The sequence below is a fragment of the Ottowia pentelensis genome, from assembly GCF_964341695.1.
This window is the reverse complement of the sequence record NZ_OZ224513.1, coordinates 2,572,710-2,588,113: the sequence shown is the minus strand read 5'-3', so window position 1 is coordinate 2,588,113 and position 15,404 is coordinate 2,572,710. Positions and strand designations below refer to the sequence as shown.

The 15,404-nt window shown below is 70.3% G+C and carries 17 protein-coding genes; 5 read left to right on the top strand and 12 right to left on the bottom strand.

From position 1 onward, the window contains the following. Window position 1 precedes the first annotated feature (1 nt). Both ACWHMB_RS12535 and ACWHMB_RS12530 read right to left on the bottom strand, forming a co-directional pair. Window positions 2-811: a DUF2189 domain-containing protein gene (locus tag ACWHMB_RS12535; protein WP_377479141.1), complete on the bottom strand. Its 810-nt coding sequence runs from the start codon at window positions 809-811 to the stop codon at window positions 2-4. Between the two features lie 221 nt (window positions 812-1,032). After that, complete coding sequence (locus ACWHMB_RS12530; protein ID WP_377478633.1) at window positions 1,033-2,256, bottom strand: MFS transporter; 1,224 nt, start codon at window positions 2,254-2,256, stop codon at window positions 1,033-1,035. A gap of 123 nt (window positions 2,257-2,379) precedes the next feature. Here ACWHMB_RS12530 and ACWHMB_RS12525 point away from each other — a divergent pair, with 123 nt between their 5' ends. Then, window positions 2,380-3,375: a LysR family transcriptional regulator gene (locus tag ACWHMB_RS12525; protein ID WP_377478631.1), complete on the top strand. Its 996-nt coding sequence runs from the start codon at window positions 2,380-2,382 to the stop codon at window positions 3,373-3,375. Window positions 3,376-3,791: 416 nt separating this feature from the next. On the opposite strand, the gene ACWHMB_RS12520 is transcribed toward ACWHMB_RS12525, so the two are convergent. Continuing rightward, complete coding sequence (locus tag ACWHMB_RS12520; protein WP_293223337.1) at window positions 3,792-4,124, bottom strand: thioredoxin family protein; 333 nt, start codon at window positions 4,122-4,124, stop codon at window positions 3,792-3,794. A gap of 129 nt (window positions 4,125-4,253) precedes the next feature. Here ACWHMB_RS12520 and ACWHMB_RS12515 point away from each other — a divergent pair, with 129 nt between their 5' ends. Beyond that, a complete protein-coding gene (locus ACWHMB_RS12515) occupies window positions 4,254-4,673 on the top strand; it encodes a group III truncated hemoglobin (protein ID WP_377478629.1) in 420 nt (139 codons plus the stop codon). Here ACWHMB_RS12515 and mobA read toward each other — a convergent pair. Together mobA and moaA are read right to left on the bottom strand one after the other, a co-directional pair. Further along, a complete protein-coding gene (mobA, locus tag ACWHMB_RS12510; protein WP_377478627.1) occupies window positions 4,637-5,326 on the bottom strand; it encodes a molybdenum cofactor guanylyltransferase MobA in 690 nt (229 codons plus the stop codon). The genes ACWHMB_RS12515 and mobA overlap by 37 nt on opposite strands. Window positions 5,327-5,348: 22 nt before the next feature. After that, window positions 5,349-6,506 (bottom strand): GTP 3',8-cyclase MoaA, encoded by a 1,158-nt coding sequence (moaA, locus tag ACWHMB_RS12505; RefSeq protein ID WP_377478625.1) that lies wholly within the window; start codon window positions 6,504-6,506, stop codon window positions 5,349-5,351. A gap of 126 nt (window positions 6,507-6,632) precedes the next feature. Here moaA and ACWHMB_RS12500 point away from each other — a divergent pair, with 126 nt between their 5' ends. Beyond that, the gene (locus ACWHMB_RS12500; RefSeq protein ID WP_377478623.1) at window positions 6,633-7,160 is read left to right on the top strand and encodes a TlpA family protein disulfide reductase; all 528 of its coding nucleotides are present in this window, start codon (window positions 6,633-6,635) and stop codon (window positions 7,158-7,160) included. An 89-nt stretch (window positions 7,161-7,249) separates the two neighbouring features. Here ACWHMB_RS12500 and ACWHMB_RS12495 read toward each other — a convergent pair whose 3' ends face one another. Further along, window positions 7,250-8,011 (bottom strand): SDR family oxidoreductase, encoded by a 762-nt coding sequence (locus tag ACWHMB_RS12495; protein WP_377478621.1) that lies wholly within the window; start codon window positions 8,009-8,011, stop codon window positions 7,250-7,252. Between the two features lie 104 nt (window positions 8,012-8,115). On the opposite strand from ACWHMB_RS12495, the gene ACWHMB_RS12490 reads away from it, so the two are divergent. Beyond that, the gene (locus ACWHMB_RS12490) at window positions 8,116-8,829 is read left to right on the top strand and encodes a DUF937 domain-containing protein (RefSeq protein WP_293223325.1); all 714 of its coding nucleotides are present in this window, start codon (window positions 8,116-8,118) and stop codon (window positions 8,827-8,829) included. A gap of 70 nt (window positions 8,830-8,899) precedes the next feature. Here the strand turns inward: ACWHMB_RS12490 and ACWHMB_RS12485 are convergent, their stop codons facing one another. Further along, window positions 8,900-9,058: a hypothetical protein gene (locus ACWHMB_RS12485; protein ID WP_293223323.1), complete on the bottom strand. Its 159-nt coding sequence runs from the start codon at window positions 9,056-9,058 to the stop codon at window positions 8,900-8,902. A gap of 284 nt (window positions 9,059-9,342) precedes the next feature. Between ACWHMB_RS12485 and ACWHMB_RS12480 the strand changes: the two genes are divergently transcribed. Continuing rightward, entirely contained in the window at window positions 9,343-10,554 is a 1,212-nt protein-coding gene (locus ACWHMB_RS12480) for a urate hydroxylase PuuD (RefSeq protein ID WP_377478619.1), read from the top strand. A gap of 22 nt (window positions 10,555-10,576) precedes the next feature. Here ACWHMB_RS12480 and ACWHMB_RS12475 read toward each other — a convergent pair whose 3' ends face one another. The 5 genes from ACWHMB_RS12475 to ACWHMB_RS12455 form a co-directional block, all read right to left on the bottom strand. Then, window positions 10,577-10,927, bottom strand: coding sequence for a DUF5615 family PIN-like protein (locus ACWHMB_RS12475; RefSeq protein WP_377478617.1), 351 nt, complete (start codon window positions 10,925-10,927; stop codon window positions 10,577-10,579). Continuing rightward, on the bottom strand, window positions 10,924-11,436 hold the full coding sequence (locus tag ACWHMB_RS12470) for a hypothetical protein (RefSeq protein WP_293223317.1): 513 nt from the start codon (window positions 11,434-11,436) through the stop codon (window positions 10,924-10,926). The genes ACWHMB_RS12475 and ACWHMB_RS12470 overlap by 4 nt, the downstream gene beginning before the upstream one ends. Window positions 11,437-11,608: 172 nt before the next feature. After that, the gene (locus tag ACWHMB_RS12465) at window positions 11,609-11,857 is read right to left on the bottom strand and encodes a GlsB/YeaQ/YmgE family stress response membrane protein (RefSeq protein ID WP_293223315.1); all 249 of its coding nucleotides are present in this window, start codon (window positions 11,855-11,857) and stop codon (window positions 11,609-11,611) included. Between the two features lie 84 nt (window positions 11,858-11,941). Beyond that, complete coding sequence (locus tag ACWHMB_RS12460; protein ID WP_447648550.1) at window positions 11,942-14,029, bottom strand: ABC-F family ATP-binding cassette domain-containing protein; 2,088 nt, start codon at window positions 14,027-14,029, stop codon at window positions 11,942-11,944. A gap of 89 nt (window positions 14,030-14,118) precedes the next feature. Then, window positions 14,119-15,381 (bottom strand): PilT/PilU family type 4a pilus ATPase, encoded by a 1,263-nt coding sequence (locus tag ACWHMB_RS12455; RefSeq protein WP_377478613.1) that lies wholly within the window; start codon window positions 15,379-15,381, stop codon window positions 14,119-14,121. Between the last annotated feature and the right edge of the window lie 23 nt (window positions 15,382-15,404).

Genomic DNA, 15,404 nt, shown 5'->3' with positions numbered 1-15,404 from the left:
GTCAGCGCACCCCCTCCGGTGGCTGGCGTTCCGGCAGCGTGCTGGCGTCCACCAGCGCGCGGTAGGCGTGCCAGCTGGCGTGGCCCAGCCAGGGCAGCACCACGATCAGGCCCAGCAGCGCGGTGGCCATGCCCAGCAGGGTCAGGCCCATGATGAGGGCGGCCCACAGCGCCATGGCGCCGGGGTTGCTCAGCACCGTCTGCCAGCTGGTCAGCACCGCCTGCAGCACGTCGACGCGGCGGTCCAGCAGCAGGGGCATGGCGATCACGCTGGAGGCGAACAGCGGCGCCGCCATCAGCGCGCCCAAGGTCAGCCACAGCTCGAACAGGTGGCCGCCGGGCGCCAGCACCACGTGGTGCACGAAGTCCAGTGGCGTGTGCACCGGCTGCGGCGCCAGCAACGTGATGAGGGCGGCCGAGGTCAGCACCCAGCCGGTGCCGGCCAGCGACAGCAGCACGCCAAAGCGCACCAGGCTCCAGTAGCCGCCGTGCACGGCAAAGCGCGAATACTGCCAGCGCGTCCAGGTCTTGGCGATGGTGCGCCAGTCGGCCGGCTCGCCGCGCTCCAGCGCGCGCGACAGCGCGTACAGGCTGGTGGCCAGCACCGGCGCGACCACCAGAAAACCCGAGAAGGCGCCGGCCAGCAGCCAGAAGCGCTCGCGCGCGACGAGCAGCAGCAGCGCGCCGAACAGCGCCAGCAGCAGCCCGTGCAGCAGGCTCGGTGCGCCGCAGCGCCACAGGTCGCGCCCGCCCAGCGCCAGCCAGTGCAGCGGCGCCGTCAGCGCGACGGGCCGCACGGCCGGCAGTTGCAAGGTGCCGCGCGGCGGGCGCGGCGGCAGCGGAGGAGGGGGAGCGGTGGAGTTGGGCACGGCGGGCAGCTTGGGGGCGATGCGGCGAGTGTGCCAGCCCGCCGGCGCGCCGGGCACCCGCCGGCAGTTCACGGACCAGCGATACTACTTGTTTGATAGCTGCTCGCGCTTGATCCGCAGGCGCCACAGGTCGATTTGGCTCAAAAACCGCCCGTCGACCGCCCTCAGGCCGCCGCCATGCGCGCCGGCATGCGGGCCTCGCGGATCGGCAGGTTGATGACGGCCGCCAGCAGCGCCAGCACGATGTCCGCCCCCCACATCCAGCCGTAGTTGCCGAACTCGGTGATGGCCAGCCCGCCCAGCCAGGCGCCCAGAAAGCCGCCGATCTGGTGCGACAGCAGCGTCAGGCCGAACAGCGTGCCCAGGTAGCGCACGCCGAACAGCTTGCCCACGATGCCGGCGGTGGGCGGCACCGTGGCCAGCCAGGTCAGGCCCAGGCCGATGGCGAACACGTAGAACACCCAGGGCTCGCTGGGCATCAGCAAATACCAGCCGATCAGCACCGCGCGGCTGGCGTACATCAGCGCCAGGATCATCTTGCTGCGGTAGATGCCCACCAGGTGCCCCACCCACAGGCTGCCGACGATGTTGGCCAGCCCGATCAGCGCCAGCGAGGTGCTGGCCACCGTGGGCGGCAGGCCGCACAGGTCGACCTCGGTCGGCAGGTGCGTGACCAGGAAGGCGATGTGAAAGCCGCAGGTGAAAAAGCCCGCGTGCAGCAGCCAGTAGCTGCGGTCGCCCAGCGCCTGGCGCAGCGCCTGGCGCAGGCCGCCGGCGGGCGCCGCCGCGTGCGCCGGGTGGGCGTGGCCGTGGCTGCCGCGCGTCAGCTTGCCGACCAGCGGCAGCGCCGCCAGCACCAGCACCGCCAGGCTGTACAGCGCGCCCATCCAGCCCAGCAGCTGGATCAGCTTTTGCGTCAGCGGCGCGAACACGAACTGCCCCATCGAGCTGCCGGCGTTGATCACGCCCGCGGCGGTGCCGCGCGCCTCGTCCGACATGCGCTGCGCCGCCGCGCCGATCAGCACCGAGAAGCTGCCCGCGCCCGCGCCCACGGCCACCAGCAGGCCCTGCGTGAAGATCAGGCCCCAGCTGGAGCCCCACAGCGGCGTCAGCGCCATGCCCAGCGCCATCACCACGATGCCGCCCAGCAGCACCGGGCGCGCGCCCCAGCGGTCGGCGGCGGCGCCGGCCAGCGGCTGGATGGCGCCCCAGCTGAACTGCGCGATGGCGAAGGCGAAGCTGATGGTGGCGATGCCCAGGCCGGTGGAGGTGTTGATCGGCCCCAAAAACAGGCCCAGCGACTGGCGCGCGCCCATGGTGATCATCAGGATGCCGGCCGCGGCCAGCGTGATGGCCAGGGCGCCGGGTTCTTTGAGCTTGGAGAGCATGGGGCGTGATCCGGGAGGGTGGGCCGAAACCAGGGGCAAGGTGAGGGCCTGGGTGATGATAGGTCCGTTCCGCCGATCCATTGAGCCCATAATCCGGCCGACAACGTCAATGAACGCTTGACAATGACCGAGCGCAGCACCGCCTCCTCATCGCTTCGCGCCGCCGGCGCCGCACCGCCCGAGGCCTTCTGGCTGCCGTCCTGGCACGCCTTCGTCAAGACGGTCGAGCTGGGCAGCATGGCCGCTTGCGCGCGGGCGCTGGACTGCACGCGCGCGCAGGTCAGCCGCCAGATGGCCGAGCTGGAGGCGCACCTGGGCGCGCGCCTGCTCGAACGCTCGACCCGCCGCCTGCGGCCCACGCCGGACGGCGAGGTGTTTTTGCAGCACGCGCGCCAGGCGCTGGACAGCGTGGCCGCCACGCACATCGCGCTGGGCCAGCAGGCCGGCCGGCCGCAGGGCGTGCTGCGCGTCAGCGCCACCATCACCTTCGGGCGCATCTACGTCGCGCCGCTGCTGCCGCCGCTGCTGGCCGCGCACCCGCAGCTGGTGTGCGAGCTGATCCTGACCGACCAGTTGGTGGACCTGGTGCAAGACCAGATCGACCTGGCCCTGCGCATGACGCGCAGCCCGCCGCAGGACGCGGTGGCGCGGCGCATCGCCGCCATCGGGCGCGCCGTCTTCGCCGCGCCGGCCTACCTGGCCGCGCACGGCGCGCCCGCCAGCGTGGCCGAGCTGGCGCGCCACCAGACCCTGAGCTACCTGCTGACCGACGACGACCACTGGCGCCTGCAGGACGCCGACGGCGCCGAACACCGCCTGCCCGCCAGCAGCCGCCTACGCCTGAACAGCACCGACGCCCTGCTGGACGCGGCGCTGGCCGGCCTGGGCCTGGCCATCCTGCCGATTTATCTTGCGGCGCCGCACGTGGCGGCCGGTCGGCTGCAGGCGGTGCTGCCGCAGGCGCAGCCCGTCACCCCGCACGGCAACGCCATCTATGCCTGCTACACCCCCAGCCGCGTGCGCAGCCCCAAGGTGCGCGTGCTGCTGGACGCGCTGCGCGCGCGCTTCGAGCCGGTGCCGCCGTGGGAGCGGGGCGGTGAACCTAGAAACGGCAGTTGACCGCTTGCCATCTTCTTGAAAGCCGCGCCATGCTTGGCTTCACTGTCTCCGATCACGTTCACCTGTTGGGTGACCGCGCTATGCACTTGCCGGCACCGCTCTCGACGCGCCATGCGGCGTTGCTTCGCCTTGCGGGCAACAGCCCGCTGCGTTGTCGCGCCTTGCCTGGCACGCCGATAGCGGCACCGGCAAGCGCATCCAACTGCCGTTTCTAGGTTGAAAGCTCCAAACAGCCGAACGCAGAGGGCGCAAAGGATTCGCAGAGGACACAGAAGACATCCACCCAAATGCTTTTAAAAAGATAGCGCCTCGCGCCCGTTTCGCGGGGGCTTCAGTCGATGCTGTGCCTATTTCGGACTTTTCTGCGTCCTTTGCGCTCTCTTTGCGCCCTCTGCGTTCGGCTGTTTGGTGTTCGTTCAGCCGCCCGCGATCTGCCGCAGCGCCTGCTCGACCTCGGCGCTGGCCTGCGGCCGCACCACGCGGGCGACCTCCTGCCCGTCGCGCAGAAACACCAGGGTCGGCCACAGCTTGACGCGAAAGCTGCGCCCCAGCGGCCGCCCGGGGCCGTCCTCGACCTTGACGTGCGGCACCGCCGCGCCCGCCTGCGCGAAGGCCGTGGCGATGTGCGGCTGCGCGCCCTGGCACCAGCCGCACCAGTTGGCGCCGAACTCCAGCACCAGCGGGCCGCGTGTGGCGTCGACGTCGGCGCGGGTCTGGGTTTCGGGGACGAAGGTGGCGGTGTAGGGCATGGCGAAAAAGCAAGTCGTTGCCGGCCGATCATATCGGCCGTGCCCTGCTTGGCCCCACCCGGTGCGCGGGCAAGCCGGCGCGGCCCGGGCCGGCGGGCGTCGGCGCGCTATCGTGAGTCCATGCGAGCCATGGAAGACCTGTCGCAACTGCCCGACCGCGCCGCCATCGCGCGGCTGGTCGAGCGCTTTTACGCCGACGTGCGCGCGGATGATGTGCTGGCCCCCGTGTTCGAGCCGCGGCTGCACGGCCGCTGGCCGGCGCATTTGGTGCGCATGACGGACTTCTGGTGCACCACGCTCAAGCTGGAGCGCAGCTTTCGCGGCGACGTGCACCACAAGCACATGGCGCTGGCCGGCATCCGGCCCGCGCACCTGCAGCGCTGGCTGCGCCTGTGGCAGCGCGACACGGCACTGGAGCTGCAGCCGGCCGCCGCCGCCCGCCTGCAGGACGTGGCCGTGGGCATCGCCCGCGTGATGTTTTTGGGCTGGTTCGGGCGCCTGCCTTCGCGCGATCAGCTGCTGGACGAGCTGGCCCTGGACGCCGCCTGATCGGCGCGCGGGCCGGCCTCGGCCGCGCGCAACTCGTCCGGCGTGTTGAGGTTGGCAAAGGCCTGCGGGTCGTCGTCGGCGCGGTCGAAGGCCACCAGCACCGTGCGGTGCCGGGCACTCCAGTCCAGAATGCCGCGCCCGCCCGCCTGCAGATAAGCCTGCAGGCTGCCCGCCAGCGTGGTGCGCAGCAGGCAAAACACCGGCTGGGCCTGCAGGCGCAGCGCGCCCCGGGCATCGCGCTCGGGCGTGGCGACCATGGCCAAATCGGCCTCTTGCGCTTGCAGGGCGTGCGCGAACCGCTCGCAAAGCGATAGCGGAAAGCGCGGCGTGTCGCAGGGCACGGTCAACAGCAGCGGCGTGCCGGCGTGGGTCGAGCCGGCCAGAAAGCCGGCCAGCGGGCCGGGAAAGTCGGGCCAGTCGTCGGCCAGCACCGGCACGCCCAGGGCCTCGTAGTCGGCGCGGTGGCGGTTGGCGCTGATGAGCACGTGCGCCGGCGGCAGGCTTTGCTGGCGCAGGCGCTGCAGCGCGTGCTGCACCAGCGGCCGGCCCTGCAGCATTTGCAGGCCCTTGTCCGCCCCGCCCATGCGCGCGCCGCGGCCGCCGGCCAGGATGAGGGCGGTGATGGGCAGCGGGGCGGTCGGCGGGGAGGCCACGGGGGGCGCGCGGATCAGTTTCTCAGCCGCCGATGTAGCTCATCTCCACGCGCGGCGCGGCTTTTTCGGTGTCGGGCGGCAGGCTGGCGCGCAGCTCGCTGTAGCGGTCGGTTCGGCCTTGCCAGATGCCTTTGACCGCCTCGCCGATCTGCGCATCGTCGGCGCCGCCGCGCAGCAGGGTGCGCAAGTCGTGCCCCTGGGTGGCGAACAGGCACAAGAAGAGGCGCCCGTCGGTCGACAGGCGCGCGCGGTTGCAGGCGCCGCAAAACGGGTGCGTCACGCTGCAGATCACGCCGACTTCGCCCAGGGCCGGGTCGTGGCGACCGTCGGCATCGGCGTAGCCCCAGCGCTCGGCGGTCTCGCCCGGCGCGCTGGCCTGCAGCGGCACCAGCGGAAACTCGGCCTGCAAGAGGCGGATGATGTCGGCGCCGGGCAGCACCTCGTTCATGCGCCAGCCATTGGTGGCGCCCACGTCCATGAACTCGATGAAGCGCAGCGTGATGCCGCGGCCGCGAAAGTGGCGCGCCATCGGCAAAATCTCGTGCTCGTTGGTGCCGCGCTTGACCACCATGTTGACCTTGATCGGCCCCAGGCCCGCGGCCTGCGCGGCGTCGATGCCGGCCAGCACCTTGCGCACCGGAAAGCCGACGTCGTTCATGGCCTGGAACACCGTGTCATCCAGGCTGTCCAGGCTGACCGTCACGCGCTTGAGGCCCGCCTGCGCCAGCGCGCGGGCCTTGCGCTCCAGCAGCGAGCCGTTGGTGGTCAGCGTGATGTCCAGCGGCTCGCCGTCGGGCGCGCGCAGCGCGGCCAACTGCTCGATCAGGCCCTCCACGTTCTTGCGCACCAGCGGCTCGCCACCGGTCAGGCGCAGCTTGCGCACGCCCACGTCCACGAACAGGCGCGCCAGCCGGGTGATCTCCTCGAAGCTGAGCACCTCGGCGTGTGGCAAGAACTGGTGGCTGGCGCCGAACACCTCCTTGGGCATGCAATAGGTGCAGCGGAAGTTGCAGCGGTCGGTCACGCTGATGCGCAAATCGTGCAGCGCCCGCCCGCGGGTGTCGCGCAGCAGGCCGTCGGCCGGCACGGGCAGCGGCGCCAAGGTCGCGGCGCCAGGCGCGGGCGCGCGCTCGCTGCGACGGGCGGAATACGAAACGGTGGCGGTCCCCATGCGGTCCATTATGCGCAAGCGCCGTAGGCGCGTGGCCCGTGGTGACTTGCCCGCGCTGGCCGTGCGCCCAGCGCGCCACGGGCCGGCACGCTAAGATCAGTGACCGCTTAAGTTTGGCGGCACCGAATGAACCGCATGCACACGCCTTCCAACACCACGCGCCGCCGCTGGCTGCAAGCCACTGCGGCCGGCCTTGCGTTGCCGGCGTCGGCCATCGTCCAGGCCAAGCCCGAGAAAGAGCCGCCGCTGCCCGCCGTCGGCAGCGCGCTGCCCCTGACCCCCGCGCCGCTGCTGGGCGGCGGGCAGTTCGACCCGGCGCAGGCCGACGGCCGCGTGCTGGTGCTGTACTGGTGGGCCAGCTGGTGCCCGTTTTGCGCCGAGCAAAGCCCCGAGATGCAAAAGCTGTGGGACGCCCAGCGCGGCCGCGGCCTGCAGATGCTGACCCTGTCGATCGACAAGAAGCCCGAGCTGGCCGTGGCCTATCTGCGCAAGAAGAACTACAACTTTCCGGCCGCGTGGCTCAGCCCCGAGCTGCTGCGCCACTACCACAAGCCCGAGGGCCTGCCCGTCACCGTGGTGCGCGGCAAGGACGGGCGCGTGGCGCAGGCCGAGAAGGGCCAGCTGTTTCCCGAAGACGTGGCGCAGCTGGCGCGCTGGCTGTAGCGGCTGGCTCCGTTTCTATAAAAACAATAGCTGTCGGCGCTTGGTGGACAAGCGCCAGAGCCCTTTTTGATTCACAAATCGGTGCGGCCTCACGCGCAGCGCGCCCCGTCCACCTCGATGCACACCCCGCTGATGAAGGCGGCCTCGTCGCTGGCCAGGTAGAGCGCGGCGTTGGCGACGTCGAGCGCGGTGGAAAAGCGTCCCAGCGGGATGGTGGCCAAGAACTTGGCCCGGCGCGCCTCGTCCACCGGGCCGCCGGCGAACTCGGCCGACAGGCCGGTGTCGGGGTTGAACACCGGGTTGATGCAGTTGACGCGGATGTTGTCCGGCCCCAGCTCGGCGGCCATCGACTTGCTGGTGATGATGACCGCGCCCTTGCTGCCGTTGTACCAGGTCAGGCCCGGGCGCGGGCGGATGCCGGCCGTGCTGGCGATGTTGATCAAGCTGCCGCCACCACCCGCGCGCAGGGCCGGCACGGCGTGCATGGCGCTCCAGTAGATGCTCTTCATGTTGACGGCGTAGACCTTGTCGAACTCGGCCTCGCCCACCTCCAGCATGGGGCGGTTGCGGTGCGTCCAGCCGGCGTTGTTGACCACCACGTCCAGCCGGCCGCCGAAGTCCCGAGCGGCCTGCACCAGGCGCGCCCAGTCGTCGCCTTTCGTCACGTCGGCGGCGACGAAGCGCGCCTTGCCGCCGGCGGCGTTGATGCTGGCCGTCACCTTCTCGCCCAGCGCGGGGTTGATGTCGTTGACCACGACGGCCGCGCCTTCTTCGGCCAGGCGGCGGGCGATGCCCTCGCCGATGCCGCCGCCGGCGCCGGTGACGATGATGGACTTGTTCTGCACGCGCATGGGTGTTTCCTTGTGTGATGAGGGGGTCGAGTCAGCCGGCATGGTAAGGCGCGCCGGGGCCGATGCGGCTACGATGTCCCTTTTCCACTGGCAACCGGCAAAGGATGGCGACCATGAACGGCTCTCTCATCGACGACCTGATGGGTCAAATGCAAGGCGCTCCGCTGGGGCAGATCGCGCAGCAGCTGGGCACCGACCCGGGCACGGCCAGCAACGCCATTGCCGCCGCGCTGCCCACGCTGGTGGGCGCGCTGGGGCACAACGCGCAGCAGCCGGGCGGCGCCGACGCGCTGTTCAACGCGCTGCAGCGCGACCATTCGGGCCAGGGCGCGATGGACCTCGGCGGCCTGCTGGGTTCGCTCACGCAGGGCGGCGCGGGCGGCGGTGGCGGCGGCCTGGGTGGGCTGCTGGGGGGCCTGCTGGGCGGGGTAATGGGCGGTGGCGGCGGCGCGCCGGCCAGCCCGCCCAGCGCACAGCTGGATGCTGGCGGCATCCTGGGCCACATCTTCGGTGATGCGCAGGGCCGCGCCCAATCGGGGCTGAGCCAGGCCACGGGCCTGAACGGCGGCCAGGCAGGCCAGCTCCTGATGATGCTGGCGCCGCTGGTGATGTCGGCGCTGGCCAAGCACACCAGCAGCAACAACCTGGACGCCGGCGGCCTGGGCCAGATGCTGGGCCAGGAGCAGGCGCGCGTGCAGCAGCAGGGCGGCCTGGGCGGCGGCCTGCTCGGCGCCGTGCTCGATCAGAACGGCGACGGCCAGGTCGACCTGAGCGACTTGCTGAAGGTGGGCGGCAGCCTGCTGGGCGGGCGCCGCTGAGCCGCCGCGTTGATCGGGCAGCAAAAAGCCACGCCGCGGCGTGGCTTTTTGTCGGGTGCCCGGCGGGCGCTCAGCCCTGGTGCGGGCGCTTGCCGGGGTTCTTCTTGCTGCGGGTGTGCGAGCCGCGCTCCAGGCTGCGCTTTTGGCCCACGGCCAGCTTGCGCGTGGGGGCGCCGGGCAGCGGCGGGGTGGCCTTGCGCATGGCTTCGGTGACGATTTGCTTGCCCATGATGTGATCCTTTTTGGCGTGTTGGCTGAAAACCCTCTATTTTCACCGATTTCCGGGCGCGCCCGACCGCTGGATGGGCTGGGCGTTGCATCGACGCTGAACTCCGGGAAAACCCTGAACCAAATCCCAGTGGTTTCTGCACACTGAACTGTATACAATTTGCCCTGGTCGCAGCGGTGCAAGGAAGGGCGGGCCATGGGCCCCGCCAAGTCTCCAAGCGCGATCACCTGTAGACGGCTCGCAGCGCCCGCGGTGGCGAGCCGCATCGAGAGGAGACTCGCGCCTTGGAAACCTATCTGCTCGACTGGGCCAACCTGCTGCTGCGCTGGCTGCACGTGATCGTGGCCATCGCCTGGATCGGCTCGTCGTTCTACTTCGTCTTTCTGGACAGCAACCTCGAGCCACCCAAGGCCGACGACCTGAAGAAAAAAGGCGTGGACGGCGCCATCTGGTCGGTGCACGGCGGGGGCTTCTACAACGCCCACAAGTACATGGTGGCGCCCCAGGGCGGCGCCATCGACAGCAAGCTGCACTGGTTCTACTGGGAAAGCTACTGGACCTGGATGTCGGGTTTTGCGCTGTTCGTGGTGCTCTACCTCTGGAACGCCAGCATCTTCTTGGTCGACAAGAACGTGTTCGACTGGTCGCCGGTGGCGGCGGGCTTCACCGCCGTGGGCTTTCTGGTCGGCTTCTGGCTGATCTACGACACCATCTGCCGCGTGTTCGGCTTTCGCCAGAACGGCGACCGCATCGTCGGCGCGCTGATCCTGGTGGTGGTGGCCATCGCGGCCTGGCTGGCCTGCCACCTGTTCGCCGGCCGCGCCGCCTTCCTGATCGTGGGCGCCATGATCGCCACCAGCATGAGCGCCAACGTGTTCTTCTGGATCATCCCGGGCCAGCGCAAGGTGGTGGCCGCCATGACCAGCGGCCAGCCCTACGACCCGGCCGAGTTCGCCATTTACGGCAAGCGCGGCAAGCAGCGCAGCGTGCACAACACCTACTTCACGCTGCCGGTGATCGTGGCCATGCTCAGCAACCACTACAGCTTTCTGTACAGCGACGCCCACCGCTGGGTGGTGCTGTTCGTGCTGATGCTGGCGGGCGCGCTGATCCGCCAGTTCTTCGTCGCCCGCCACGCCTGGCACCTGGGCAAGGCCCGCCATCCGTGGCCCTACGCCGCCGTCGGCGTGCTGCTGCTGATCGGCCTGATGGCCTGGATGAAGCCCGCGCCCGAGGCCCCCGCCGCCGCCGCGCCCGCCACCGTGGACTACGCGCAGATCAGGCCGATCCTGGAGCAGCGCTGTTACCTGTGCCACGGCGAGGCGGTGCAACAAAAGGGCCTGCGCTTCGACTCGGAGGAGCAGGCCAAGACCCACGCCCAGCTGATCTACCAGCAGGTGGTGGTGCAAAAGCTGATGCCGCTGGGCAACGCCACGCAGATGACCGAGGCCGAGCGCGGCATGGTCAAGCGCTGGTTCGAGGGTGGGGCGAAATAGGCTTGCTGCCGCGCCCCATCGGTCAGCGCCAGTGGTTGAGGATGTGGAACTGGCCTTGCACCGGCAGGCCGGCGGCTTGCAGTGCGTCGATCGCCCGCACGATGTGCCCGTAGTCCATGGTGTGGCGCGGGTTGCCGTCGCGGAAGATGGCGAGCACGCCCGTGTGCCCGTCGGCCTGCCGCGCCAGCGCCAGGAAGTCGGCCACGTTGTGGGTCAGCAGCGTGCGCCCCTGGCTTTGCGCCTGGGCGAAGACCTGGGCGTCGGGCAGGCCGTTGCAGCCCAACTCGGCCACACTGAGCACGTCGTGGCCAGCCTGACGCAGGGCGTCGAGCAGTCGGCGCGCCTGGCTGTCCTCGTCGACCAGCAGCTTCATGCGGGCGCGTTGCCCACGGCGATGCCTTCGGCCAGCAGGCGCTGGCGTTCCTCGTCGGCCTCGGCCTCGATCAGCGCGCGGTGCGCCTCGCTGTAGGCCAAGGCTTCTTCCACGGCGGGCAGGGGCAGGTTCCAGTTCTCGGCCGCCTCGGCGGCGCTCAGGCCGTTGGCCTGGGCGTCGAGCCAGACCGCGCTGGCCTGCAGCTTGCGCCCCTTGATCCAGAGCTGGCGGCGCCAGGGGTGCGGGCGTTGCACCAGCCATTGCCAGGTGGGCGGCAGGGCGGCTTCCAGTTCGGGAATGGCCAGGCGGGTGGCCTGCTCGGCGCTGCGCCCGACAAAAAGATGGTTGCCCCGGCGCGCCTCATTGACGAGCAGCGTCGTGACTTGGGCGGCGCGCAGCACGGTGTCCTTGACGCTGGAGGCGGACAGCGCGGCACGCAGGTTGGCCAGGATTTCGTCCTGCTCGGGCGTCAGGTCGAAGTTGGCGCGTTTGGTGGCGATGGCGGACATGGGCTGGCATCCTTCTTGGTGAATGCTCGAATTATGAGTTTATTTTGAGTAAACATCAAACCGAGTCGAGATTCATCGCCATGCCGCAGGCTGGCTGCCCGTGCTGTTGCGGGGCCACCGCCGCCCGGCGGACGAGTTTGGCCCGCGCCTGGGCCGCGGCCCCCCGGCAGTCTTAACTTTTCTTGGTCACCAGCCCATAAATGAACAGCACGATGATGGCGCCCACCACCGAGGCGATCCAGCCGGCCGGCGTGCCCTGGGCGTACAGGCCGATCGCGGCGCCGCCGTAGCTGGCGACCAGCGAGCCGACGATGCCCAGCAGGGTGGTCATGATGAGGCCCATTTTCTGGTCGCCGGGCATGATGGCGCGGGCGATCAGGCCGACGATGAAGCCGACGATGATGGTGACGATGATGCTCACGGTGCTTCCTTTCCACCCCTGGGGGGTTGTTGTTGATGGCCCGCTACTTTAATCCCCTCTCGCCGGGCGGGGAAAGGGCCGCCCTCAGCCGCCGGCGGGGGCGACGTCCGCGCCGGGCGCGGCCGTGAGCGCCTCGATGGCGCTGGCGTGGGTCAGCCAGGCTTCTTCCAGCGCGGCCAGCTCGTCCTGCAGGGCCTTCAGCCGGCGGCCGGCGTCGGCCAGCTCGGCGGGGGCGCAGTTGGCGGCGCTCAGGCGCGCCTCCAGTTGCTGGCGCTCGCGCTCGATGGCCTGCATGCGCTGCTCGGCCTGCTGCAGCGCGCGCCGATGGGGGCGGGCGCGCTCGGCCTGCTGCTGGCGGCGCTGGGCGTCCTGGCGGCGCTGCTCGGCCGGGTTGAGCGCCGGGGCCGGCCGCTCGGCGGCGGCGGGCGGTGCGGCGTCGCCGGTGGGCGCGGACGTGGCGGCGGCGGCCAGCTCGTCGCGGCGGCGCCGGCTTTCATCCTGCAGGTGGCGCTGGTAGTCCTCCAGGTCGCCGTCGAAGGGCGCCACGCCGCCGCGCGCCACCAGCCAGAATTCGTCGCACACGCTGCGCAGCAGGGCGCGGTCGTGGCTGACCAGCATCACCGTGCCCTCGAACTCGTTCAGGGCAACGGCCAGCGCCTCGCGCGTGGCCAGGTCCAGGTGGTTGGTGGGCTCGTCCAGCAGCAGCAGGTTGGGGCGCTGCCACACGATCATGGCCAGCACCAGGCGCGCCTTTTCGCCGCCGCTGAACTGGCCCACGGGCTGCAGCACCATCTCGCCCGGGAAGCTGAAGCGCCCCAGGAAGTTGCGCAACTGCTGCTCGCGCGCGGCCTCGCTGCCCGCCTGGCCGGTTTCGCGCGCCAGCCGCACCATGTGTTCCAAGGGTGTGTCTTGCGGGCGCAGCACGTCCAGCTCCTGCTGCGCGAAGTAGCCGATGGACAGGCCCTTGCCTTCGGTCAGTCGCCCGCCCAGCAGCGCCAGCGTGCGCGCCACCGTCTTGACGAAGGTGGACTTGCCCTGGCCGTTGGCGCCCAGGATGCCGATGCGCTGGCCGGCCAGCACGGTGCGGTTGACGCCGCGCAGGATCACGCGCGGCGCCGTCGATTCTGAGTCGAATCGGGCTGCAGCGCCCGTTACATATGCGCCGGCAGCTTCGTTTTCAGGAGCGTTGCGCAGGTCCTCGGCTGCGTAGCCGAACACGCCCTCGCTGATCGCCAGCATGGGGTTGGGCAGGTTGGCCGGCTCCAGGAACTCGAACTGGAACTCGGCCTCGGCCAGCACCGGCGCGATGCGCTCCATGCGCTCCAGCGCCTTGACGCGGCTTTGCGCCTGGCGCGCCTTGGTGGCCTTGGCCTTGAAGCGGTCGATGAACTTCTGCAGGTGGGCAATCTTGTCCTGCTGCTTGGCGAAGGCGGCCTGCTGCAGCGTCAGCTGCTGCGCGCGCAGCTCCTCGAAGGCGCTGTAGTTGCCGCCGTAGCGCGTGAGGCGCCCGCCCTCGATGTGCAGGGTGACGCGCGTGACGGCGTCCAGGAACTCGCGGTCGTGGCTGATCACGATCAGCGTGCCGGGGTAGCGCTGCAGCCAGCCTTCCAGCCAGACCAGCGCGTCCAGGTCCAGGTGGTTGGTCGGCTCGTCCAGCAGCAGCAGGTCGCTGGGCGCCATCAGCGCGCGCGCCAGCTGCAGGCGCATGCGCCAGCCGCCCGAGAAGCTGTTGACCGGCTGGCCCAGCTGCGCGGGCGTGAAGCCCAGGCCCAGGATCAGCGCCTCGGCGCGCGCGCGGGCGTCGTGCGCGCCGGCGTCCTGCAGGTTGGCGTGGGCTTGGGCAATCGCCATGCCGTCGCCCGATTGCTCTGCTTGTGATAGCTGCTCGCGCAGGCGGGTCAAGCGCTCGTCGCCTGAAAGAACGAAATCGGTGGCGGCCTCGCCGGTCTCCGGCATGTTCTGCGCCACCTGCGCGATCTGCCAGCTGGCAGGCATCGTGAAATCGCCGCCGTCTTCGTGCAGCGAGCCGTTCAGCAGCGCGAACAGGGTGGACTTGCCGGCGCCGTTGCGCCCCACCAGGCCGAGCTTTTCGCCCGGATGAATGGTGGCGCTGGCGCCTTGCAGCAGGACCTTGGCGCCGCGGCGCAAGGTGACGTCGTTGAGTTGAATCATGGTGGCTGAAAAGGGTCACGCCAGCGCGGCGTGCCACGCTGGCGTGTGCGTTTGGGGTGCGCGGGCGGCCCGCAGGCCGCCGTGCGGGGTCAGGCCTCGCCCAGGCGCGAATCGACCGCGCTGCCCAGGCGCGAGTCGCGGTAGCCCGACAGCTCGAAGCCGGTGCTGCCGAAACCCGTGGCGCCGAAGCCGCTGGGGCGCACGTCCAGCGTGATGTCGGTGAAGGTGGGCTCGTTGCTGGTCGCGTCGTCGTCTTGCGCCTGGTTGGCCGAAAAGCGCGTGCTCGCGTTTTGCATCCGCCACAGCAGGTTGGTGGGCGAGTCGGCAAAGGCCAGCGCGTCCTTGCGGTCGATGCGCTGCTCGCGCACCAGGCGCGCCAGGTCGGCCTCGTAGGTCTGCGAGCCCTCGGCGATGGCGTTGTCCATGGCTTCCTTCACGCCGCCGAAGTCGCTCTTCTCGATCAGGTCGGCCACCAGCTTGGTGTTGAGCAGCACCTCGACCGCCGGCACGCGCCCGCCGTCCAGCGCCGGAATGAGGCGCTGCGAGACGATCGACTTGAGCGCCGCCGCCAAATCGCCCAGCAGGGTGGGGCGCACCTCGACCGGGTAGAAGCTGAGAATGCGGTTGAGCGCCTGGTAGCTGTTGTTGGCGTGCAGCGTGGCCAGGCACAGGTGGCCCGACTGCGCGTAGGCGATGGCGGCGGTCATGGTCTCGCGGTCGCGGATCTCGCCGATCATGATGACGTCGGGCGCCTGGCGCAGGGCGTTCTTCAGCGCCGTTTGCAGCGTCTCGGTGTCGGTGCCGACCTCGCGCTGGTTGACCAGCGACTTCTTGTTGCTGAACATGTACTCGATCGGGTTCTCGATCGTCAGGATGTGGCCCGGCACGCGCTCGTTGCGGTGGTCCAGCATGGCCGCCAGCGTGGTCGACTTGCCGGCGCCGGTGGCGCCCACCATCAGGATCAGGCCGCGCTTTTCCATCACCAGGCGCTCCAGCACGCCCGGCAGGTTGAGCGAGTCCAGCCGCGGGATGTCGGGACTGATGAAGCGGATCACGGCGGCGTAGGTGCCGCGCTGGCGCATGGCCGAGATGCGGAAGTTGCCCACGCCGGCCATCGGGTGCGCCATGTTCAGCTCGCCGGTCTCGCGCAGCTCTTCGATGCGGTTGGGCGGCAGGATGTCCATCAGCAGGTTCATCGTCGCCTCGGGCGGCAGCGCCTGGTTGTTGATGGGCACGCATTCGCCGTTGATGCGGATGGTGGCCGGGGCGTGCGCCGTCAGGTACACGTCCGAGGCCTGCTTGTCGGCCATCAGGCGCAGGATGCGCTCCATCATGGTGCTGGGGACTTGCATGGCGTGGCTCCTGGTGGTGGGCG